The sequence below is a fragment of the Arthrobacter sp. ISL-65 genome (genome assembly GCF_018613795.1).
In the GTDB taxonomy this organism is placed as follows: domain Bacteria; phylum Actinomycetota; class Actinomycetes; order Actinomycetales; family Micrococcaceae; genus Arthrobacter.
In genome coordinates, this window is record NZ_JAGGPN010000002.1 from 1 (window position 1) to 22,300 (window position 22,300).

21 protein-coding genes and 2 pseudogenes are annotated in these 22,300 nt (G+C 63.8%); 9 read left to right on the top strand and 14 right to left on the bottom strand.

Annotation, left to right across the window (positions count from 1 at the left end; genetic code table 11):
- Positions 1-193, top strand: a 193-nt coding sequence (locus J7I85_RS00540) for an aldo/keto reductase (RefSeq protein ID WP_214845253.1), incomplete at its 5' end; no start/stop codon positions are given.
- A gap of 74 nt (positions 194-267) precedes the next feature.
- On the opposite strand, the gene J7I85_RS00545 is transcribed toward J7I85_RS00540, so the two are convergent.
- Positions 268-579: a hypothetical protein gene (locus J7I85_RS00545; RefSeq protein ID WP_214845255.1), complete on the bottom strand. Its 312-nt coding sequence runs from the start codon at positions 577-579 to the stop codon at positions 268-270.
- 63 nt (positions 580-642) lie between these two features.
- Between J7I85_RS00545 and J7I85_RS00550 the strand changes: the two genes are divergently transcribed.
- On the top strand, positions 643-783 hold the full coding sequence (locus tag J7I85_RS00550) for a hypothetical protein (protein WP_214845263.1): 141 nt from the start codon (positions 643-645) through the stop codon (positions 781-783).
- A gap of 420 nt (positions 784-1,203) precedes the next feature.
- Here J7I85_RS00550 and J7I85_RS00555 read toward each other — a convergent pair whose 3' ends face one another.
- A complete protein-coding gene (locus J7I85_RS00555; protein ID WP_214845265.1) occupies positions 1,204-2,091 on the bottom strand; it encodes an NAD(P)-dependent oxidoreductase in 888 nt (295 codons plus the stop codon).
- 364 nt (positions 2,092-2,455) lie between these two features.
- The gene (locus J7I85_RS00560; RefSeq protein ID WP_214845267.1) at positions 2,456-3,361 is read right to left on the bottom strand and encodes a helix-turn-helix transcriptional regulator; all 906 of its coding nucleotides are present in this window, start codon (positions 3,359-3,361) and stop codon (positions 2,456-2,458) included.
- A 681-nt stretch (positions 3,362-4,042) separates the two neighbouring features.
- Here J7I85_RS00560 and J7I85_RS00565 point away from each other — a divergent pair.
- Positions 4,043-4,888, top strand: a complete 846-nt coding sequence (locus J7I85_RS00565) for an aldo/keto reductase (RefSeq protein WP_214845348.1) — start codon at positions 4,043-4,045, stop codon at positions 4,886-4,888.
- 475 nt (positions 4,889-5,363) lie between these two features.
- Here J7I85_RS00565 and J7I85_RS00570 read toward each other — a convergent pair whose 3' ends face one another.
- Positions 5,364-6,920: an ATP-dependent DNA ligase gene (locus J7I85_RS00570; RefSeq protein WP_214845269.1), complete on the bottom strand. Its 1,557-nt coding sequence runs from the start codon at positions 6,918-6,920 to the stop codon at positions 5,364-5,366.
- Positions 6,921-6,983: 63 nt separating this feature from the next.
- Here J7I85_RS00570 and J7I85_RS00575 point away from each other — a divergent pair, with 63 nt between their 5' ends.
- From J7I85_RS00575 to J7I85_RS00590, 4 genes are all read left to right on the top strand, one after another.
- On the top strand, positions 6,984-7,586 hold the full coding sequence (locus J7I85_RS00575) for a dihydrofolate reductase family protein (protein ID WP_214845271.1): 603 nt from the start codon (positions 6,984-6,986) through the stop codon (positions 7,584-7,586).
- Positions 7,587-8,479: 893 nt separating this feature from the next.
- Complete coding sequence (locus J7I85_RS00580) at positions 8,480-9,394, top strand: pseudouridine-5'-phosphate glycosidase (RefSeq protein ID WP_251023759.1); 915 nt, start codon at positions 8,480-8,482, stop codon at positions 9,392-9,394.
- Between the two features lie 635 nt (positions 9,395-10,029).
- Entirely contained in the window at positions 10,030-10,167 is a 138-nt protein-coding gene (locus tag J7I85_RS24755) for a hypothetical protein (protein ID WP_251023760.1), read from the top strand.
- A 53-nt stretch (positions 10,168-10,220) separates the two neighbouring features.
- Entirely contained in the window at positions 10,221-10,784 is a 564-nt protein-coding gene (locus J7I85_RS00590; protein ID WP_214845275.1) for a hypothetical protein, read from the top strand.
- 291 nt (positions 10,785-11,075) lie between these two features.
- Here the strand turns inward: J7I85_RS00590 and J7I85_RS00595 are convergent, their stop codons facing one another.
- The 9 genes and pseudogenes from J7I85_RS00595 to J7I85_RS00630 form a co-directional block, all read right to left on the bottom strand.
- Positions 11,076-11,312, bottom strand: a complete 237-nt coding sequence (locus tag J7I85_RS00595) for a helicase associated domain-containing protein (RefSeq protein ID WP_214845277.1) — start codon at positions 11,310-11,312, stop codon at positions 11,076-11,078.
- 253 nt (positions 11,313-11,565) lie between these two features.
- A pseudogene (locus tag J7I85_RS00600) lies at positions 11,566-12,236 on the bottom strand (SCO1664 family protein).
- Positions 12,236-12,790, bottom strand: coding sequence for a DUF3090 domain-containing protein (locus J7I85_RS00605; protein ID WP_214845280.1), 555 nt, complete (start codon positions 12,788-12,790; stop codon positions 12,236-12,238). Before J7I85_RS00605 ends, J7I85_RS00600 begins: the two are co-directional and overlap by 1 nt.
- A 24-nt stretch (positions 12,791-12,814) precedes the next feature.
- Positions 12,815-12,969: pseudogene (locus J7I85_RS24760) on the bottom strand (histidine phosphatase); the annotation flags it as partial.
- A gap of 433 nt (positions 12,970-13,402) precedes the next feature.
- Positions 13,403-15,802 (bottom strand): bifunctional salicylyl-CoA 5-hydroxylase/oxidoreductase, encoded by a 2,400-nt coding sequence (locus J7I85_RS00610; RefSeq protein WP_214845282.1) that lies wholly within the window; start codon positions 15,800-15,802, stop codon positions 13,403-13,405.
- A gap of 13 nt (positions 15,803-15,815) precedes the next feature.
- A complete protein-coding gene (locus J7I85_RS00615; protein WP_251023761.1) occupies positions 15,816-17,468 on the bottom strand; it encodes an AMP-binding protein in 1,653 nt (550 codons plus the stop codon).
- Between the two features lie 37 nt (positions 17,469-17,505).
- Positions 17,506-18,423 (bottom strand): acyl-CoA thioesterase II, encoded by a 918-nt coding sequence (locus tag J7I85_RS00620; RefSeq protein WP_214845286.1) that lies wholly within the window; start codon positions 18,421-18,423, stop codon positions 17,506-17,508.
- Positions 18,424-18,427: 4 nt separating this feature from the next.
- The gene (locus J7I85_RS00625; protein WP_214845288.1) at positions 18,428-18,916 is read right to left on the bottom strand and encodes a cupin domain-containing protein; all 489 of its coding nucleotides are present in this window, start codon (positions 18,914-18,916) and stop codon (positions 18,428-18,430) included.
- Positions 18,917-18,921: 5 nt separating this feature from the next.
- Positions 18,922-19,836, bottom strand: coding sequence for a fumarylacetoacetate hydrolase family protein (locus J7I85_RS00630; RefSeq protein WP_214845290.1), 915 nt, complete (start codon positions 19,834-19,836; stop codon positions 18,922-18,924).
- Between the two features lie 135 nt (positions 19,837-19,971).
- On the opposite strand from J7I85_RS00630, the gene J7I85_RS00635 reads away from it, so the two are divergent.
- The gene (locus J7I85_RS00635; protein WP_214845292.1) at positions 19,972-20,373 is read left to right on the top strand and encodes a RidA family protein; all 402 of its coding nucleotides are present in this window, start codon (positions 19,972-19,974) and stop codon (positions 20,371-20,373) included.
- A gap of 107 nt (positions 20,374-20,480) precedes the next feature.
- Here the strand turns inward: J7I85_RS00635 and J7I85_RS00640 are convergent, their stop codons facing one another.
- Positions 20,481-20,972 (bottom strand): thioesterase family protein, encoded by a 492-nt coding sequence (locus J7I85_RS00640; protein WP_308159344.1) that lies wholly within the window; start codon positions 20,970-20,972, stop codon positions 20,481-20,483.
- A 441-nt stretch (positions 20,973-21,413) separates the two neighbouring features.
- On the opposite strand from J7I85_RS00640, the gene J7I85_RS00645 reads away from it, so the two are divergent.
- Complete coding sequence (locus J7I85_RS00645) at positions 21,414-22,274, top strand: PaaX family transcriptional regulator C-terminal domain-containing protein (RefSeq protein WP_214845294.1); 861 nt, start codon at positions 21,414-21,416, stop codon at positions 22,272-22,274.
- The last annotated feature ends 26 nt before the right edge of the window (positions 22,275-22,300 follow it).

Genomic DNA, 22,300 nt, shown 5'->3' on the forward strand with positions numbered 1-22,300 from the left:
AACCGCGCAGGCGGCCATCGCCTGGGTCGCCGCGCAGGACGGCGTCACGTCCGTCATTCCCGGTGCCCGTTCCGTCGAGCAGGCCCGGGCCAACGCGGCCGCCGCGGCCACGGTGCTCAGCCCGGAGTTCGACGAAGGCGTGCGCTGGATCTACGACCACTACTTCCGCGAGGCAGTCCACCCCCGCTGGTGAACGCAAGCCAGGGCTCTGACAGCCCCCTGGGGTGTTGCGAGAGGGGCTCACCGCCCGGGCCGGGGACAACATTGTCACCCGGGAAAACGCCGTCGGCTGGGAGTGCCGTTGTTTGAGCGGTGCCGGGCCGGTGACAGAGCCGTCGGGGTGGACGTCGCGGACGTCCCACACGTCGCTGTTTTCACGAAGTCTTTGCCGCGGTTCATAACGACGGGAACCTCACCGTCCGCGAACAGATCCACGCAGCCGGCGCCGCTGCCCGGCCCCTGCCGGACATTGTCCGCGGAGTACGGGACATCGACGCCCAAGCTAACGGGCTGCGCATGGCCAACATCGCTCGGCGCGAACTTGGCGACGCTACCGCCGAACCATTTGTCAGCTCCCATGCCTGGAGCGCGGCGCCGTCGCGACCCACCTGGGCAAAGCGAAGAACGTCGGGGACGTTGCGCGTGACCTTCCCAGATCGGGGCAGCCTGCGCAGCGGGCTCGCCGCCGTCGACCAGGTGAACAGCGCTTCGGAGCTGGTTGTCGGTGACCCGGCGTGGTCGGCCGTCACCCAGGTTCTTTTCCGGCTCTTCTGCGTCTGCTGATGGAATCGGTGACTTGATCTCGTGCCCGAGAGCGGTCACGATCGTGATCAGCGGCGACCCTTGGCGTGGTGGGGCTCTCCGTCTGGCCGTGCTGGAAGGGCGGAGTGCCTGGCGCAGTTGATAGGTGGAGCCGCGGCCGCAGGGGTGGACTTCTCCACCCGGGACTCTCCCGAACCGGTGGTAAATGTGTAGAGACCGTGGTCAGTGACGTCATCAGTTGCGCCTGGGCCCCGAAGGCGTACAGGAGCGTCATGGCGGTCTCGGCGTCGACGCCGTCCCTGTTCCGGTGGGAGGTGGCGGTGCGGTCTGGGGCTGGACGGCACGTCAGGCGCCTAGGTCAGCAAGTACACGGCGATGTCCATGAGTGCGCCAGCGCCCTCCTGGCGGTTCCAGCGTCTTCCCCGGTATGGGGGACTGCTTTTACGCGTGGGGAAGGGCTTTGCCGTCGACATCGAGGTAGTCGCGCCAAGATCGTTTCGGGGTCCATCCGAGCATGCGCTGGGCTTTGGCGCTGGAGATTCCCGAGGCGTCCGGGCGTGCTGTGGAGCGGAGTTCGATCTTGTCGCCGTAGTAGGTCTTAAGGATTTCACCGAAGTTCCGTCCTCCGACGTTGTCCGGGGAGGCAATGTAGAAGACCTCGTGTCCGGGCAGCTCAGATTCTGTTGCCAGCACGATTGAGTCGGCGAGGTCGTAGGCGTCGACGTAGCTCCACAGGTTGGGGCTGAGGACTGAGGCGTCGCGAACCTGGGGGCCGAGATTCTGCTCGTAGTTGCTTTCGTTCTGAACCCAGCTTGGGCGTAGCGAGATGCAGCGGATGTCCGAGCGCCGGACTGCGGCGTCCATTAGTTGCTCGCTAAAGTGCTTCGAGAGTGCGTAGGGATCCTGTGGGCGGATGGGGTGTTCCTCGTCAACGGGAGCGTAGTCCGGCAGGAAGTCGCGTTCGGGGAAGAAGAAGCCGGGAACGGTCTCGCTTGAGATGTTAACGAAACGCTTAACGCCGAACCTGATCGAGGCCTCAAGGATGTTGAAGGTCGCCATGAGGTTTGTTTGGAACACGACCTGGGCGGGGTTCCCGGTGGGCTCCGGAATGGCGGCGGCGTGCACTACGGCGTCTGCATGACGCACGACGGCGTATGCCTGGCCGGCATCTGTGAGGTCGGCCTGTTGGTAGCTGGCCGTTCCTTCTTCGGGACGGTCGAACCCGGGTCGCGTAAGATCCACCGCGAGAACATTGTGGCCTGCATCCAGAAGCGCCTGGGTTGCAGCGCGGCCAACTTTACCGTGGGCTCCGGTGATTACTACTTTCACGATTGTTGCTCCTTGTTCCATATGCGCGCGCCCCAATGGCGCGCTGTTTGTTGATGCCGGTCAGTTCGGCTTTCTGTGCCACATGTTCGGAGCGACAGCTCCAAGATGATTACTCTGCTGGCTGCTTGCTGCCAGTAGGCAGCAAATGCCCAGGAGGATAAGCGCGTTCTGGATCGGGAGGCGGATCCTCGCCGCCTTGGAGAAAAGCGCTGTGGCCAAGAGCTCCCAGTTGCCAGCCCGTTCTGCCGGCGCAGGTTTTGCTCCGGCCGCCTGCACGAAGGACGGGTTTTCCGGTTATCAGGGGGTGCCGGCATCAGAATCGCGCTGAGGGGCTGGACGCTACCGGATGGCTGGTGGTCCGAGGTCAGGTGGCGTTGGCGGCCCCGGAGGCGTCTTCGCTTTCCGGTGATCGCGACGTGTCCGTGACCGCGGTTTCTTCTGCTCCCAAGCTGCCGAGCATTGTGAGCGAGTCGGCAGATGGCGAACCCGGTTTCGCTGAATACACGCGAAGCACCTGATCAGGGTCGTCACGCGGTGTGAGGTCTTCAGAGTTCAGTTCCAGGTCTCCGACGACCGGGTGGCGGAGCCGGATACTTCCCGCGGACCCCGTAGCCACCCGGTGCCCGGCCCACCACTGCCGGAATTGCTCGCTGCATACCGCGAGTTCGCCGACGAGTTGGTTGGCTTGGGCGTCGTTCGGATGCCGACCAATATCCACGCGCAGTGAGCCAGCGGCTTCGGACGCTATGGACGGCCAGTCCTGGAAGAGGTCGCGTGCGAGCGGATCGAGGAAGATCCACCGCGTCAGGTTCCTCTCCGCAGCCGGCATGGCAGGGAAGTCGGCGAGCAAGAGAAAAGCCAGCCGGTTTCCGGCCAGCACATCGCTGCGGCGGCCCAGTACCAGAGCGGGCACGTTACCAACGGCACCCAGGAGCTGGCGCAGCTCGGGCCGCACTGTCTGCCCCGGAATCGGCGGACGCCGGGTGTTCGCGCAGTTCTCTATGAGGTCGATCATGTGCGCCAGTTCGCCGGGGTCCAGGCGCAGGGCCCGGGCCACCGACTCCAGCACGGCACGGGAGGGATGGATGTTGCGGCCTTGTTCCAGCCGCGTGTAGTAGTCCGTACTGACGTCAGCCAGCCGTGCAACCTCCTCGCGCCGAAGCCCGTGGACCCGACGGCCGGCGGAACTCGAGGCGAGCCCTGCGTTCTCCGGCCTCAGACGTGACCTCATGGCCTTCAGGAATTTTCCAAACTCGGCGCTCTGACCCATGTGATCCATTCTGCCGTGCCCGGCCCCTGGCTTTCCACGCCGAAGGTAGGACTCCCAGTCCTAGGAATCGCAGGGTGAGGAAAACCTGCTGATATCAATTCCTCACGTGCGTAGGATCGTGTTCGTGCCGCTCGGTAGGAACTTTCGCTACCCGTACGCTTGCGGGCTTGAAGGAAACCAAGCCAACCACGCAAACTCCTCGATTCGATCTGGAAAGCGTCCACTATGACCGGTGCTTGGGACGTGTTGACAGTTATTGGCTACTGGTTCGAAGGACCTTGAACGACAAGAAGATGATTATGGATAATTCGCTAGGGATGGCTTTCATGGTCATCCATTCCATGAAGCACGACTACGGCATTGCGTTGCCGAATACACGTTTTGCGGGGGTGCGTCGTACGCGTCTTGTACCGAGACGGCGGGATCGTCTGCGGGGCTGGCTGGCGAGCGTTTTACACCGCGCGGCCTGGGCCATTGAGCCAGCCCCGCCGACCGAGGCTGCCACCCGACCGTGAGGTCCCCGCCGCCGTCGCCGGCGGCGTCGGATTTCATGGACGGTTCGGCCGTAGAACTGTCTTTGGCTTAGCCGCAGCCAAGCCGTTTCGTGCCGAATTTGCCCTGCGCTCCGACTGCACCAAACCAACCAGCCCAACCCAACCCAACCCAACGGAAGAATAGATGATGGCCCAGACACAAGAAACCGCTGTTCCCACCGTGACCCTGAACAATGGCGTCCAAATCCCGCAACTCGGATTCGGCGTGTTCCAGGTCCCGCCGGAAGAAACCCAGCGCATTGTCGAGGATGCCCTCGAGGCTGGCTACCGCCACATTGATACGGCCGCCGCGTACCGGAACGAGGCCGGCGTCGGAGCCGCAATTGCCGCGTCGGGGATCCCGAGGGAGGAAATCTTCATCACCACCAAGCTGCGCAACGGCGAGCAGGGCAAAGCAAACGAAGCGTTCCATAACAGCCGCCACGCCCTAGGAGTCGACTACGTGGACCTTTACCTGATCCACTGGCCCGTGCCGTCCCAGGGACTCTTCACTGAGGCATGGAAGCAAATGGAAAAGCTTTACGCCAACAGCCAGATCCGCGCCATCGGCGTCTCCAACTTCCTGACGGACCACCTGGACACGCTCCTCGCGGTGTCGGACGTTGTGCCGGCCGTCAACCAGATCGAAATCCACCCCACATTCCAGCAGCAGGAACTGTCCGCGAAGAGCCGCTCCCTGGGCATCGCCGTGGAAGCGTACAGTCCCCTGGGCCAGGGCGCGGACCTCAACGCAGCCACACTGAAGTCGATGGCCGGTAGGTATGGGGCCAGCCCGGCGCAGATAGTGCTGGGATGGCACCTCGCACAAGGCACAATCGTCATCCCGAAGTCGGCAGATTCGACCCGCATGCGGGAAAACCTGGGAGCCGTGAGTCTCACGCTCACCCCGGCCGAGGTGGTCGAAATAACGGCTCTGGAATCAGGCGCCCGTGCCGGTGCGGATCCAGCCGTGGCTTCATTCAGCCAAATGTAGGCGGTTGCAGCTAAACGGGGGGCCGGAAACATCATCGCGCACCTGCAACATCCTCCACCGTCAAGTGGACTTATGCGACCTGGCGTGCTTGTCTTATCCGTCGCACCGGTGATAGCTGTTGTTCCGGATCCACTGATATTTGAATGTTGTTCCCGGGCCACTGGGAACTCGTGCCACGAGGCGTAGTGACCAGGCGTGGGCCGTTGAGTTTGATCGTTGACGAGCGAACGGGGCTGCAGGGTCTGGATTCACAGCCCGATGCAAAATGGGCCCATCACCGCCTCCGGGCGTTACGTGGCACCTGAAGGCAGCGGAGTGTGTGGTGAACAAACAACGAGAACTTTCCTGATCCGGAATACCGGAGAGCTTCGGCGGTTCTGATGGGACGGGCAGCTGGCTACTCAAACATCTTCAGGTACCGGACTATATGCCGGCCCGGGCGGGTCAGTCCCGGTGAGCCCGGGTGACGAAGTGCTCAACCCGGCGGTGAGGATACCTTTCCGCCCGGTGGGGTACGGAGCAGGGCGCGCAACGTCTGGATGGTGTCGGCCTCCGCGGCCGTCTTGTCGTCACGGTAGCGCTTGACGCGTGCGAATCGAAGGGCGATTCCACCCGGATAGCGGGGAGACCGCTGGACGCCGTCGATGGCGATCTCGACCACGGTGACCGGCTCGGTCCAGACCGTACCCGCCGTACGCCTCACCTCCAACTCCTGGAACCTTTCGGTCTGCCATCGCAGCAGTGCGTCGGTGAGGCCCTTGAAAGTCTTGCCCACCATCACGTAACCGCCGGGTTCGCCGAACTCGCCGATAGGGTCCAGGGCTCCGAGGTGCAGGTTCGACAGCAGCCCGCTGCGCCGTCCTGACCCCCATTCGCAGGCGAGCACCACCAGGTCGTAGGTGAGGACCGGCTTCACCTTGATCCAGTTCGATCCACGCCGCCCGGCGGCGTAGGCCGAGCCCACTGCCTTCACCATCACACCCTCGTGGCCGGCGGCCAGCGCATCGCGCGACACTCTCTCGGCAACAGCCGCATCCGCAGTGATTTTCCCCGGGATGCGGTGACCGGGGGCGATGCGCTCGAGCACGCCGATGCGTGTGGACAGCGGCTCGTCGAGCAGGTCGCGCCCGTCGATGTGCAGCACGTCGAAAAACCACGGATGCAGCAGCGTGGTGCGCGCCGCGTTCGCCCCGAACCGGGACATGGTCTCCTGGAACGGCCGGGGGCCGCCGTCCTCGTCGAGGGCTAGGGTCTCGCCGTCGAGGATCACATCGCGCACGGGCAGTCCGCGCACCATCTCCACCACCTCAGGCAGCCGGTGGGTCACCTCGGCCAGGGTGCGGGTGTAGATGCGCACGTCGTCGCCGGCACGGTGCACCTGGATGCGTGCGCCGTCGAGCTTGTATTCCACTGATGCTTCTCCCGTCGTCGCCAGCGCCTCGCCGGCACTGGCCGCGGTTGCGGCGAGCATGGGCTGCACGGGACGCCCGACGACGAGGCCGACCGCGTCAAGCTGGGCCGCGGTGCCTGTGATCGCCAGCAGGGCGGTCCCGCCGAGATCGCCGGAGAGCATCGCTGCGCGGCGTACGGCCTCGATCGGCCGGCCGGCGGCGCGGGCTACCGCATCCGTCAGTACGCCTTCGAGTGCACCGGTACGAAGTTCTCCGAGCAGCACGCCGGCGATGAATGCCTGCTCTCGCTCGGTGGCTTCCGCCATCAGAGTCCGAAGGGTGGCGGCGCGTTCCACGGTCGCGCCAGCGCCTGCGGCTGCCAGCAGCCGGTCCAACGCAGCGTCGAGGTGGGCGATAGTGAGATTCGGCTCAGGAGCGGGCTCGCCCCTGGCCGCCCTCATGCCGCTCCAGCCGATCCCGACTCGGCCCTGGCGAGGCTTGGCGGTGAGCAAGCCGACCGCCGTTGGGATGTCTGCGGGGTCGAGCCGGAGCAGCAGACCTGCCAGTTCGTTGACCTTGGCGAGCCGGGAGCGGGTGCCCGCGACGGCTTCCGAGGTACTCACGAGCTCGTAGAGCAGCATGGCACCAGTCTGTCACGGCCGCTGGCTATGGACAGCGATTAGACCCTGTTCCAGAATGGGCGCGTGGGAATCATCGTCGCCAACCTGTTTGTCACCCTCGACGGCGTCTATCAGGCGCCGGGCGGCAGCGAAGAAGATACCGCGGGCGGATTCGCCTTCGGTGGCTGGCAGGCGCCGGTGTCCGATGACGAGGCCGGCGCTGCCATCGGCGAGGAGATTGGCCGCATCGACGCCCTGCTCCTCGGTCGGAAGACCTACGACATTTTCGCTGCCTACTGGCCGCACCAGTCCGACGAGATCGGCGGCACGCTCAACCGGGTGCCCAAGTTCGTCGTCTCCAATTCACTGGTTGCTCCGGCGTGGGCGGGCACCAAGGTGCTACAAAATGCAGCGGCAGCGGGCCGGCTCCGTGAAGAGTTCGACGAGGTGCACATGTTCGGCAGCGGCGTCCTCATCCGGTCGCTACTGGCGGCGGACGTGCTCGACCGCCTCCACCTCTGGCTCTATCCGATCACCCTCGGGCAGGGCAAGCGCATCTTCGACGCCGGGACCGTCCCCGCCTCCTTCCGCCTCGCCGAGCCGGCGCGCACCTTCCCGAAGGGGGCAGTGTCGCTGGTATACGACCGAGCGGGCAGCGTGGCGACGCAGAATATGCCGGGCGCCTGATGGGCAAGGTTATCGCGTCCGTCACCACGCCGGTTGACGGTTCATTACGGGCCCTGACGACAGGCCCGGGTGCGGCCTGGGCAAGGGCGGAGAGCGCGCCTGCGCTACTGGGTGATGGGCGGCCCGTGGACCTACGACGGCGGGCACAAGTTCAGGATGAACGGCCCCGATAAGGATTTCTACAACGAGCCTGTGGCCGGCATCGTCGGCCGCAGGATGTAGGCGCCGCAGTGGCTTGGGGAGGGACCAATCCGTTCGCTGGCCCGTTTTTCGTGCTCGGCAGTGCAAGACCCTGATTGCCATCGAGGCCTGGAGTCCCGTTCACTGCGACGCGATTCCGTGGTCTCAGCTGCCTCGATAGGCAGCGACAGTTCCCATGAACTTTAGCTACGCCTCGGCGACACCTTCTGGGGAGTGTAGATCGGGCCATGTTTTCCGCCGGTCCGTCTGAAGCTCCTGAGACACAAAGGCCGGTCGAAGTACGGCCTTGCCTCTGGCACAACAACAGCTGGCCTCCGCTTTTGCGGCTTGCCCTTCCGCGGCTCATTCCGTCGTTCCGGCTTCAACGGCTTGACCGTGAGTAAACGTGGCTTGGTCCCACGCGTTCGCCAAGATGGTTGAACAGCGCTACGCCCAAGGACGCCGCCAAAACCGTTGGCTGGTCCAAGACCACCGCTACGTGAAGACGAACGCGGCCCCATAGGAAGCTGTTCGACCGAAGCGGGCCCGGGCCGGTCACGCCACGCCGAGAAAACAACCCCGCCGGACCGTCCATAGTCCAGGGCCGCAGCCCGGACCGATCGCACGGCGATGTCTTGCTGTTAGTTCCCGCGTGCGGGAACCTTGGTGAGTCAAATCAGATCACGTTCTACCGGGAGACCACCGTGTCATCCATGCGCACCAGCGTCGCGTTCCACGTCTCAGAGCAAGTGGCCGCGGCCGTTGCTGGAGGGCGCCCTGTCGTCGCTTTGGAATCGACCATTTTCACTCACGGGCTTCCCCGTCCGCGCAATCTCGAAGTTGCTTTGGAAGCCGAGGAACGCCTCCACAGTCAAGGAGTCGTTCCTGCAACGATCGGTGTCTTCGCCGGCGTTCCGACGGTAGGGCTCAACCTTGAGCAGATCACCTCGCTCTCCAATGACGGGGCAGTGAAGAAAGTCAGCCTCCGCGATCTTCCCGTGGCCGCTGCTCTTCGGCTCCACGGCGGCACCACCGTAGCAGCGACGGCGTTCCTGGCACATCGCGCCGGCATCAAAGTGTTCTCAACCGGCGGCTTGGGTGGAGTTCACCACGGTGCGGCAACATCCTTCGATGAATCTGCCGATATGACTACCCTGGCGGCTACCCCGATCATCGTCGTCAGCGCCGGCGTGAAGTCTATCCTGGACGTCGCGGCGACCCTCGAACGGTTCGAAACGCTCAACATCCCGGTCGTCGGTTACAAGACGAAGAAGTACCCTGGCTTCTACGTTTCCGACTCGGGGTTTGCGATCGAGTACGCGGTCAACACTCCGGAGGAAGTTGCAGCGATCTGCAGGGCACGCGATGACCTGCACATTGAATCGGCCGTCCTGTTGGCAAACCCGATCGCAGAGGACAAGCAGTTCCCTCCGGCCGAGCTGGACGATATTCTCTCCCGGGGGTGGGCGCAGGCAGAGAAGAACGGGATCAAGGGCAAGGACACCACACCGTTCCTGTTGGACTTCATTCAGCGCGATACGAATGGCCGCAGCGTGAATGTAAATGTCGATGTGTACCGCAGTAACGTGTCCCTTGGCGGCGAAGTCGCCATCGCGCTGACCCGCTAGCCCGGAGGAATGATGACGTTAGGTGCGGTCAGGCGGACGATGCAGGCCACTCATGGTGGTCCGGGGCGACCGGACTCTGGGCGGTGAACACCAAGCCAACCAGCTTCGCGGTGGCAGCCAAGCCCGACGGCTCGGTGTACGCCGACGGCTACCGGCAGAACTGGCCTCCAGCCGTCACCGGACGCCGGAGGAAAGGAGCAGGCTTCAGACCATCTGAGCTCCTCCGAGAGACTGCCCCTGAGGTTTGGATTGATCGGGCTCACATGACGCTCGGCTACGCGCGCAACGCATATGTCGGCAGCGGGAGGCTGACGGAGCTCGCCGGCGCCCTTGCCATATCCTGCGCGATGGCCGCGCACGCCGTGCTTGCCGCTCGGGGCGAATCGTACTTGTTGCCGTCCTTGCCCGCCCCTGTGGCATAGCCATAGAGTAGCGGTGCTTCAACTGATACAGTCTCGGCATCGTCAGGTGGAGTGGTGGGCAGGAGGTGGCCACATGGAATTCGTCGTGATGTATAGCCTCAGCGAAGGCATCGATCTCCCACGCGTTCTTGAAACGTTTCCCCGCCACAAGGCCTACTATGAAGCGTTCCAGGCCGGCGGCGGCGGGCTCCTCGCGCTGGGCCGGTTCCAACAATGGATCCGGCCGGTGCGTCGATGGCGATCCTCACCTCGCGCGAGGATGCTGAGCGCTTTGTCGCCGGTGATCCGTTCATTCTTGAGGGGCTCGCCGTTCCTCGAATCCTTGAGTGGAACGCCGTGCGCTTCGACTAGGCGCATTCCCCGTGTTAACCCGCTGATGCAGCTAGGAAGGTGGCCTGAGCTCTATGACACCGAACCATCAGCAGCTGATCGGACTCCTGGCCCGCGCCGACCCGGGGTTTGCCGCCGGGGACTTCGCCACGAGGTTCAGGAGCGCTTCCGCGCCGGAGGGCGAGACGGGCTCTTTCCGGTACTTCCCGGGCGGTTTCTGGGAGGTCAGCAACGACGGTGCCGGCCGCTTCCTCATGGCTCCGTGGGGCATCCGTGTTGAGCTGGAATCAGGTCTTGTCGAGGAAGGCCCTGGCAGGGGCACGCCACCCCGTACACCTCCGTGGTCCCTTGTGCTGCCGCGGTATTCGACATTCCTAGGCCGGGAGGATGATGACTGGCAGCTGGACGTCAGCCGGCTTCTGGTGGAGGAACCCGGCGTGCTGACTGCTGCGCTGACGAATCTGGAGGACCCCCAGTACAAGGGCACTCTGACAGTCAGCACGGAAACCTACACGATCACCTCAGTCGATCTGGGCCACGTGCTGCAGACGCTCGTCATCGTCCGTACCGAGCCCAACGATGACGATCTGGACGTCTTGGAGGACATCAAGACCAACGTCAAGGACGGCGGCAGCTGACCCCGATTCAGGTCTCAGCCACTGTGCGAGCGTCTCCGCTGACATGGCTGCTTCCTAGTCGTGGTCCGGTCGCGGTCGGGTGTCCGCCGGGCCGGGCGTGCTATGGGGGGAATGCCTTCCGGACCCGGCTTTTCTGAAGCGGCGGGGTTGCGGCGACCTTGCTTTTGCTTCAGGGACACCCTGAGTTTCCCGCCGGCGCATTGGAAAATGCGGGTGATGCCAGAGGGCCCGGTGTCTTCTGCACCCCGCATTTGCGGGGTCCACCCATCACTCTCAAGGTCTTTCCAAGATTCACGATGCTGGGAGGGCAATCCGCTTCGGCCTCCATCCCCGCTGCCGGCCGTTTCGCCAGCCTGGCACTGCCTCATCCAGGGTCTGCGTCTTGGCCTCATCCAGTTCGCCGCGGCGCAGCTTGGACCGCTGAAGGTGCAGCCAGATCCCGAGGTCGTGCTCGTCTCCGGTGATGACGGCCTTGTGGCGGGGCCAGTCGTTACCGGCGTCCCGGTAGGCGACCAGGGCAAGCGACAAGCCGGTCCGGCGCAGCCCCCTTTGGGCATTTCCCCAATTTCCATCAAGCTAAGCGGGTGAGGGGCAGGGGAGTGGCCTATTCGCTGTTCCAGATTAGGCCGCGCATCTGAAAGGGGTGCATAAATAGCGTAGCTGTCGTGGTGGAGTTCCTCAGATCTGCTGTGCCGAATCTTTGGGCTGACAAAACCGTCGCCTGGTCATTCTTAAGATCCATGCAGTGACACAGCCTGCGAAGCCCGTAGCCGTAATTCCCTTAGAACAGCGGCCAGGGCACCGCTGACATCTCACCGCTCGGAGCCGGAAACCGCCCTGCCAAGCGCAACCGGGCGCACCGCGCGGCGAGCGAAGCGATTTCTTCGGCGCTGAGCAAGTCCGCTAGGTTTCGGCCCAGCTCACCGTGCAGTCCTTCGCTGACACGATCGATGCTGTCGCGTTCATCGGTGGTCAGAGCGTCTCCCAGCCACCCCCACAGCACCGTGCGCAGCTTGTGGCCACGGTGAAAGGTGAGCCCATGGTCCACGCCGTGCCGGTGTCCGTCCGGCATGGCAAGAATGTGGTCGCCTTTGCGGTCGGCGTTGTTGACGACCACGTCGAACACCGCCATGCGTCTGAGCGCTGGCGAGTCTTCGTGAACGAGGGCGACCATCCGTCCGTTCTCATCTCGTCCCTCGAGAACGTGTTTCCAGCCCGTTTCCAGCCCGTCTCCGGCACGACGTCCCAGCCGAAGACCTGCGAGACCAGGCAGGCGGCCACCTCCCGGTGAGCCAGGGTGCCGTGGGGAAAATCCCACAGCGGACTTTCGCCTGCTATCGGCTTATAGACGACCACCACGTCGCCGATGCTGCCCAGGAATGTAGCGTTTGAAGCCGTCGTGATGCGGCCGGTGGGCGTCGGCTCGGCGGTCACTAGGTCCGGCGCTGGCATCAGACCTCGGGAAGGGTGCAGATGTGCCCGTCGGCGTCTATGGGGTTACCGCAGAGCGAGCACATCGGACGCCCGGCGCCCACGACCTCACGGGCGCGCTCGGCGAATGCGCGGGCGGTGCCGACCGGCATTCGCACCAGCAGCATTTCGGGCTCGTTAGCGCCGTCCTCATCACGGGATTCGTCGTTGTCATCAGCATCGACATCGGTGATGGGGTAGGCCTCTATAACGACCTGCGCCGTCGTTGGGTCCCAACCTAAGCTCATGGCGCCGGTCCGAAACTGCTCCTGAACGGCCTCGAGCTGGTCATTGTCGACAAGTTCAATGGGAGTACTGGTGGGAACGCTGAAGGGGTTGCCCTCGACGGTGATGAGCTGGTCGAGAATTTCGTCGATCTTCTCGGCGAACAGGGCCGACTGCTGCTTCTCCAGGGCAATACTCACGATCTGCGTCCCTGCGCGCACCTGCAGGTAGAACGTGCGCGCCCCCGGAAGGCCAATGGTGCCAACGACGACCCGATCAGGCCAGGCAAACTCGTGAACACGTGTAGGCATGTCAGTATTTTAGGCACATGAAATTCATGGCGCCTTTTGCCCTGCACCGCCGCCCACCGGCGCATCGCCAGAGTGGATGCTGTTCGACAGCCACGACAGATCCCCCGCGTCGGTGTTGGTCTAGCGCCGTAGCGCACGATCGATACGGAGGCGGGGCCCACGTTAATACGCTGGAACATTCTGGTCATCGCAATAGCCCTTCGTAGTGACGCTGCTGTGGCAGCGCGCCAGTTTGTCAGCTGGTTGGGCAAGCTGGAGGTCAGGCTGGCTATAAGGATGCTTTGGCCCTCGTCGCCAGCTCTTGCACTGCATTCTGTGTGCGGGGATGGCTGAAGTCGGATCGGGATCCATCAGTGAATGCTTCTACCCCAGGTTTCGTGGGCGAGAAGCCCCATTCGCCACATCATCGCCCCGGAATGGATCGCATCTGATTCCGGGCGCGGCAAACCGGCAGGATCGAGCTGACGTCAACATTGACGCTCCCGCCGATTGTGCTTTGGCTTATCGCACGGTCATTAAGAACGCTGAAGGTTCTCCACCACAGCGGTCCCTGGACCTGTACCTCATGTGGGTCTGCCCTTACGCCGGGCAGACCCACAGGACTTTGGCGTGCTACTTACTCGGAAGCAGGGAGGGTTCCTTGGCCAAGGTGTCGGGCGTCCAGCGCAGGTGCGCCGAAGTAGCCTCGGAGTCCGGTTCCCGCAGGAGGGAAAGACGCGGGCGGACGGCGTCGGTACGGGAACTCGGCGGCTTGCGGCGACCTGCCCTGAACTGGGGAATCCACTGGGCGCCGGGGCCCTGGTATTCCTGTTCGGCGGCGGCGTGCAGGGTCCACTGCGGGTCGTACAGGTGCGTACGGCCCAGTGCCACGAGATCGGCCCGGCCCGCAAGCAGGACGGAATTGACGTCGTCGTACGTGGAAATGGCGCCAACGGCGATCACGGCCACGCCTGCGGGTTCGGCTATTTCCTGTCGGATGCGGTCGGCAAACGGTGTCTGGTAGCTGCGTCCGAACGCGGGCTTCTCTTCCTTGGCCACCTGGCCTGTGGAGATATCGAGTCCGGCGGCGCCGTGGGCAACGAAAGCGCGGGCTATCTCGACCGAATCGTCGGAGGTGTTGCCGCCCTCGATCCAGTCGGTCGCTGAGATGCGGACCGTCACCGGCTTGCCGGCGGGCCACGCCGCCCGAACGGCGTCGAACACTTCCAACGGGAACCGCAGGCGGTTCTCCAGGCTGCCGCCGTATTCATCCGACCGGCGGTTGGAGACCGGCGACAGGAAGGAAGACAGCAGGTAGCCGTGGGCGGCGTGGAGCTCCAGGAGGTCGAACCCGGCCTGGTCAGCCCGAAGCGTGGCGGCAACGAACTCTTCCTTGATGGCGTCCATGCCGGCGCGGTCGAGTTCCAGCGGTGTCTGGTTGCCTGGGCCGTAGGGCAGCGCGGACGGGCCCACCGCCTGCCAGTTGCCGGACTCCAACGGCTCGTCAATGCCTTCCCACATCAACCTGGTGGAGCCCTTGCGCCCGGAATGGCCGATCTGGGCGCCGATCTTCGCCGTGGAACGGGCATGGACAAAGTCCACGATTTCCTTCCAGCTGTCCCGCTGGGCGTCGGTGTAGAGGCCGCTGCAGCCAGGGGTGATGCGGCCGGCTTCTGAGACGCAGACCATCTCGGTCATGACCAGGCCGGCACCGCCAAGCGCCTTGGATCCGAGGTGGACCTTGTGGAAGTCGCCCGGGACCCCGTCGACAGCGGAGTACATATCCATGGGTGACACCACGATCCGGTTCTTCAGCTCCAGCCCGCCGATGCGGTATGGCTGGAACATGGCCGGCGCCACGGTCGGCAGGTCCTGTTGATCGGCGAAATTCCGGTCCACGGCCTCCGCGAACTCCGGGTCCCGCAGTCGCAGGTTTTCCTGGGTGATCCGCCGGGAACGGGTGAGCAGGTTGAACGCGAACTGTGTGGGGTCCTGGTCCTTGTACTGACCGATTCGCTCGAACCACTCCAGTGACGCCTGGGCGGCGCGCTGGGTGGAGGCGACCACAGGCCGCCGCTCGGCCTCATAGGCGGACAGGGCAGCTTCCATGTCGGCATGTTCGTGAAGGCAGGCGGCCAGGGCGAGTGAGTCCTCCATGGCCAGTTTGGTGCCAGAGCCGATGGAGAAATGTGCTGTGTGGGCTGCGTCGCCCACGAGCACAACGTTGCCCTTGCGCCAGCTCTGATTCCGCACCGTGTTGAAGTTCAGCCACTTGGAGTTGTTGGACAGGACCTCGTAGCCGCCCAGTTCCTCGGTGAAGATCGAGCGGATTTTCGCGATCGCCTTCTCGTCGGAAACACCGGGCGGGAATACATCGTTCGCGGTCTCGTCAAAGCCCGCGGCGTGCCAGACGTCCTCGTGCATTTCCACGATGAACGTGGAGCCCTCATCCGAGTACGGGTAGCCGTGGATCTGCATGACGCCCCACTCGGTTTCCTTGACGAAGAACTTGAAGGCCTCGAACACCTGGTCCGTTCCGAGCCACATGTACTTGTTGGTGCGCGGATCCAGATCGGGGCCAAAGGCGTCGGCGTACTTGGCCCGGATCTGCGAGTTGACGCCATCCGCGGCCAGCACAAGGTCGTAGTTGGCCTCGAGTTCCTCAATGGGCGGCGCCATGGTGCTGAATCGCACGTCGACGCTGAGTTCGATGCAGCGGCGCTGCAGCAGTTCCAGCAGTTCCTTGCGGCTCATGGCAGCGAACCCCTGGCCGCCCACGGTCACGGTCTCTTCGCGGAAGTGGATGTCGATGTCCGACCAGCGGGCGAAGCGGCGGCTCATGTATTCGGCAACCACGGGATCGGCGTTGCCGATGCCGCCCAGCGTTTCATCGGAGAAAACGACGCCGAAACCAAAGGTATCCGTGGCGGCATTGCGTTCCCAGAGTGTGATGTCGTGTGACGGGTCGAGCTGCTTCATCAGTGCTGCGAAGTACAGGCCTCCGGGGCCGCCTCCGACGATTGCGATCTTCATGGATCGGTCCCTTCTAGGCTTGGGGTGCTGCCGCGTGGGCCAGCTGGTCGTTGTTGTTTTCGAGGCTTTGCCGCAGTTTGAAATGCTGCAGCTTTCCGCTGGGGTTACGCGGCAGTTCAGCAACGAACCGGACATCGCGCGGATACTTGTACGGGGCGATCGTTTGTTTGACGTAGTCCTGGATTTCCTTGCGCTTCGCCTCGTCGCCGTCGACGCCGGGGAAAAGGACGATGAAGGCACAGACCACGCTTCCGCGCTCCGGGTCCGGCCGCCCGATCACGGCACTCTCCATGACGTCGGGGTGCTGGTTGATGGCCGCCTCGACCTCCGGGGCACCAATGTTGTAACCGGAGGAGATGATCATGTCATCGGAGCGAGACTGGTAGATGAAGTAGCCGTCCTCGTCCCTGACGAAGGTGTCGCCGGTGATGTTCCAGCCGTGGGAGACGTACCGGGATTGGCGCTCGTCATCGAGGTAGCGGCAGCCGGTGGGTCCCAGGACAGCAAGCCGGCCGGGCTGGTTGGGACCCAGTTCGCAGCCGTCCTCGTCCAAAATGGCCGCCCGGAACCCGGGAACGGCCTTGCCCGTTGCGCCGGGCCGGCTGTCATCGCCGGTGGCCGAGATGAACACATGGAGCATTTCCGTGGCTCCGATGCCGTTCACCAGCCGGACCCCGGTGGCATCGTAGACAGCCTGCCATGTTTCCTTGGGCAGGTGCTCGCCGGCCGAGACTGCGATCCTCAGCCGGCTGAGCAGGTCGCCGCGCCCGGCCTTGAGGATGGCCCGGTAGGCAGTGGGGGCGGTGAAGAGGATTGATGCACCGGCGGCAGCCGCGTTCTCTGCCAGTTCCACGGGTGCTGCGCGCTCGGTCAGCAGCGCGGAGGCACCGAAGCGGAGTGGAAAGATGACCAGCCCGCCGAGTCCGAAGGTGAATGCGACCGGTGGCGAGCCCGCGAAGACGTCCTCGGCTGTGGGCTGGAGGATGTGGCGGCCAAACGTGTCGGCGATCGCCAGGATATCCCGGTGGAAATGCATGGTGATCTTGGGGGTGCCGGTGGTGCCGGAGGTGGGGCCCAGGATCGCGACGTCGTCTGCTGCCGTTTCAATGGTGGTGAATTTTCCGCTTTTGGCCGCGCAGCGGACGGCGAAATCGCCGATGCCGGGGCCTCCGTACGCGAGGACGGCCACGCCGGCATCCGGAGCGGCGGCCAGATCGTCAATGAAGCGGTGGTCGGAGAGTGCCACAACGGGCTTGGTCAGCTGGATCAGTGTCTGGATCTCGGCGGCCCGCAGCATCGGCATGGTGGTGACGACGACGGCACCTGCCTTGAGTACGCCCAGCCAGGCAGCCACGATCCAGGGGTTGTTGGGTCCCCGCAGCATCACGCGGTTCCCCGGAACCACGCCGAAATCCTCGGTGAGCACCTGCGCTGCCTGGTTGGCCCGAAGCTGCAGTTCACCGTAGGTCCAGACCTCGCCGTCGGGCGTGCGGAGTGCCGGCCGGTCGAGGCCGTAGTGCGCCGCGGTGTCATCGATGAGGACTGCCGCTGCATTCAGCTGCTCGGGGTATTGAAGTTCCGGGAGGGTGAACTCGAGGGCCGGCCAGGTCGCAGCCGGCGGCAGGTGGTCCCGCGTAAATGTGTCCACATGGGCCGATGTGCTCATGGCCACTCCTTCTATGGTTCGTGCTTCTGATGTCGGATTAGGATCCTGGCCGGATCATGCCCTCTTGGGCGACGGTGGCGAGCAGGCGGCCCTCGCGGTCGAAGAAGTGGCCAAGGGCCATACCTCTGTTGCTTTGACCGGAGACTGCCTTTTGTGCGTACAGCACCCATTGGTCTGCGCGGCCGTCGCGGTGGAACCACATGGAATGGTCCAGGCTGGCCGTGGCGAGCCCCGGGGAGGACCAGTGCAGGCCCTGGGCCCTGAGGAGGGGCTCCAGGATGGTGTAGTCGCAAACGTAGGCCAGGGCGATGCGGTGCAGGTTTGCGTCCAGTTGCTGGTTCGCGGTGCCCGGCAGTTCATCGAAGGCCTTCACCCAGATGGCCTGGTGCGCCTCGCGTCCGCCTTCAACCTCAACATAAACGGGGCCGGCGACGTGACGCATGTCGAAGCTGCGTCCTGTGGACCAGTACTCCGCGGCAGGTCCATCGACGTCCCGGAGGACTTCTGCGGCACTGCGCAGGGATTCCGGATCAATTTCAGTGGGGGCGGCCTGTCCGGGCGTAACGGGCTGGTAGTCGGCCCCGTCTTCGGGAACCTGGAATGAGCCCATGGCGACGAAGACGGTCTTGCCGTTCTGGTATCCGCGGACGCTTCGGGTGGAGTAGCCGCGGCCGTCGCGGAGGTGTTCCACTTCGTACCGGACGGTCGATCCCACATCCACCGGGCGCATGAAGTAACTGTGCATGGAGTGCAGCGACCGGTCCCCGGCAACTGAGCGCATCATTGCGGCAGCTGATTGGGCGACCATGTCTCCGCCGTAGGCCTTGGGCCAGGGAACGTACTGGGTGACCGCCTCATACGCTTCGTCATGGACCAGGGCCGGCACCTGGGTCAAGTCGATAGCGCGCAGAAACGTTGCGGAGGTCATCATCGGGGTGGTGGTTGGCGTGTTCATGGAGTTATGCGCGGCGGTAGTCGGCGAGGGTGCCATCCGGAACGTCTTCGAGGTTGACCACGATGTTTTCCGGCGTGCGGGTGGTGAGCCAGACGAGTTCTTCGGTGACGGACATGTTTGCCTCAACGTGCGGCATGAACGGGGGCACGAAAACCCAGTCTCCGGCTTTCATGTCCTGGTATTCGGAGTAGTTTTCGCCGTAGTAAATGCGGCCGTGGCCGCGCAGCACATAGCCGCCCGTTTCGGCTTCCCCGTGGTGGTGGGGGAGGGAGCGGTAACCCGGAACGTTGGATACCTGTCCGAACCAGATCTTGGTGGCAGGGGTGTGCTGGATGGAGACACCGGACACGCGGACACAGTCGCCGGACTGTGCCGTGTTTGTGTCTTCCTGCCCTGCCCGGGTGACGACAGGAACAACTTTGCCGTCGGCGCCGGCGTAGATGGAGTTGTCTCCCTCGGTGCGGTACTGGGTGGTCTCAGTCAGCTCGGTCATGGTCTTTACTCCTTGGTGGTTGCGGTGGCGACGGCGGCGCGCGGGGCGGCTGCGTCGTCGTTGGTGTAGATGCGGATTGTGTTTTCCAGGCGTCCGATGCCTGCTATTTCGGTGGTCAGGACGTCGCCGTCCTGCAGGAACCGGGGAGGGGTCATCCCCATCCCGACTCCCCCTGGCGTGCCCGTGAGGACGAGGTCACCGGGGCGAAGCATGGTGAACTGCGAAATGTAGGACAGGAGCCGGGCTGGACCGAAGACCAGCGTTCCCGTGTTCCCTGACTGCACCATGTCGCCGTTGACGTATCCGCGGACCTCGAACTCGCTGCTCACGTCGTCAGGTGTGACCAGGACGGGTCCCACCGGAGTGGTCGCGTCGAAGGCCTTTCCCTGGAACCACTGCAGGGTGCGGTTCTGCCAGTCCCGCATGGAAAGGTCATTGGCCACGGTGTAACCGGCGATGGCCTTGCTCGCCTGATCTTCGTCGGCCCGGTAAAGGGGGCTGCCCACGACGACGGCGAGTTCGGCCTCCCAGTCGATTTTCCTGCTGCCCCGGACTTCGATGGTGTCGTGGGCGCCGGTAAGCGTGTCCGCGTGCTTGGCAAAGAGAGTGGGGTACTCGGGCAGGTCCCTGCCCATCTCCTGGATGTGGTCGCCGTAGTTCAACCCGCAGCAGATGACTTTCCCGGCCTCGGGCAGCAGCGGGGCAAATTCGGCGGTGCCGGCGTCGATCGCCCCTCCGTCCGCCACTGAACCGGCAGGGCCGGTCGCAGCCGCGGCAGCTGCCTCGACAGTGGCCGGCCATGCGGGATCGGCCAGGAGTGCACCCACGCTCGGGTAGGGCAGCGGCAGGAAGGCGTCGGCGCCGAAGGCGAGGGCCGCTGTCGTACCGTCTCCGCCGGTGCGGAGTGTGGCCAGTTTCATCCGTCTGATTCCCTTCGTTTCGATATGTCGACTTTTTTACGGTCGTCACATATGCTCAAGGTAGCACGACACGAAGGACCCGAACAAGGGGCCTTTTGTAATAGGAATCAAAGGCCGACTTCGCAAGGAGCATCAATGAGCAAGAAGACCATCAACCCCGAGTCACTGCCCAAGCCGTCCGGTTACGCCCATGGCATCCTTGCCGGGAATGCGGTGTACCTGGGCGGCCAGACCGCTCTGGACGGCAATATGGAGATTGTTCCCGGGGGCATTGTGGAGCAGTTCAGGCAGGCGTTTTCGAACGTTTTGACCACCCTGCGGGCGGCGGGAGGGCAGCCGGAGGATCTGGTGAGCGTCACCATCTACCTGACCGATGTGGATGACTACATCGCGAACGGCAGGGAGATCGGGCGGATCTGGCGTGAAATGGCGGGTTCGGAATATCCGGCCATGGCCGGAATCGGCGTCACCCGCCTCTGGCAGAAGGAAGCCATGATCGAGATCCAGGGGATTGCCGTGGTCCAGGACCGCCAGTAGCGTCCGCAGAAGACAGGCTCCCGACGGCGGGAGGTTTGGTGGGGAAAGGAGCCCCCGGTGATCGTCCGCTCTAGGAAGCTGCGGGCGTCGCCGGGGGCTTCTTGGCGTTAGGAGCCTGCCGTCTGGGCAGTGCGGGGGCTGTTGGCCCGGGAGTGATCGTCCGCTCCCGCGGGTTGCGCGGGGGCTATGGCTTCCACGACTGCGGCAGGCCAGGGCTGCGCTTTGGCTGAGCCCGGCGGTACATGGGCCACCGTTACTGTTCCGAAGGCAGCCAGGCCGCCTGCAAAGCCATCGTGCGGATGGCCCTGAATCTCGAAGGCATACGTCATTGACGTCCTGCCCAGCTTGGAAATGCCTACGGTTGCCGTGATCCGCTGGCCGAACCACAGCTTGGCCTTGAAGTGGATCTCCTGGTGAATGCGGGGAACGCTCGGGAAGTAGTCGGGCAGCTTGAGGGTGCGGAGGAAGAGCTCGGCCTCGGCGGACTCTACCCAGCGCATCACTGCCGAATTGTGCTGGTGGCCGGAGGCGTCCGTATCCACCCACTCAACCGTGCGGTCCACGCTGGCACGGGGATTCGTTCGGGACAGACGGTCCACGGCAGGCTCCTCTCGATGGTCCGGATGCCAAGAATATATCAGCATCATGACGCTCGTAACTGTTGCCTAATAGAAATCTATGTCGATGTATTTACGAACGTCACGGTAACGATATAAAATTGTCTCAAGATGCATGCTTTGACGGACACAACCGGTGTTCCGCTCCACATGCCTTCACTAGGAGACAATGATGTCTGGTTCACGCTCTGAGGAGACCAAGGAAGATTCACAGGAACTGACCTTGGGCGCTCTGCTCGATGAAGAGTTCCGGTCGGTGTTCGGGGGGACGACGCCGGTTACGTCGCCATGGGCCGGGCTGAGTTTCATCTGACCTGCTCTTCAGCCCGGCTGCGGTATGGAAAGTACCGTCGTGAGTCCGGACCAGTCGGGATGTAGCCTATGACTGTAAATCGATTCCCGAACTAATTGAGGTAGCGCTTAATGGCCATGGCCGATGCCGTCCCCGACGTTGCTCCCACGCCGCGCCATCAACACCTGATCGTCACCATATATGGCTTGTATGCCCGCAACCAGGACGGCACGTTTGCGGTTGCTGACCTGATACAGCTCCTGGGGGACCTGGGGGTTGAATCAGCTGGTGTGCGGTCTTCAGTGTCGCGGCTGAAGAAACGCGGAGTCCTTGTCAGCCTCAAACGCGGAGGTTCTGCCGCCTACAAGCTCTCACCGGAACTCGAGGATGTGTTCAGTGCCGGAGACGAACGGATTTTCGCTCCCCGCCGTGCCCAAAAAGACGACGCGTGGCTCCTGGCGTCCTTCTCCATCCCGGAGGCGCAACGGCACCTGAGGCACAAGCTCCGAACCATCCTGACCCGCGTCGGCTGCGGACAGGTCTCCCCGGGATTGTGGATCGCTCCCGGCAATCTTGCGGACGAAGTGGAGCAGCAGCTTCAGCGGGCCGAGCTCATGGAGTATGTCGACCTCTTCAAGGCAACGCATCTAACTGGAGGCCACATCGATGAGAAGGTGGGTCAATGGTGGGACCTGCCCTCTTTGGAAGCGCTTTACACGGACTTCCTGGCGCGGCACCAGCCCGTACTTCAGCGGTGGGAGAACCTTGAGGGAGACGCCGAGTCGCCCGAACTGCTGAAGCAGGCCTTTGCGGATTATGTTCCCATGGTCACCCAGTGGCGGCGGCTGCCCTATATGGATCCCGGGCTCCCCGAAGAATACTTGCCGGACAACTGGCACGGCCTGGCCGCCCAGGAGCTCTTCAGCAAGCTGCACGCGCTGCTGGGCCCGAAGGCCCAGCACTATGCGATTTCCGTCGTCGGATCAAACTAAACCACGTCGCGAAGGGGGCTGGGGCC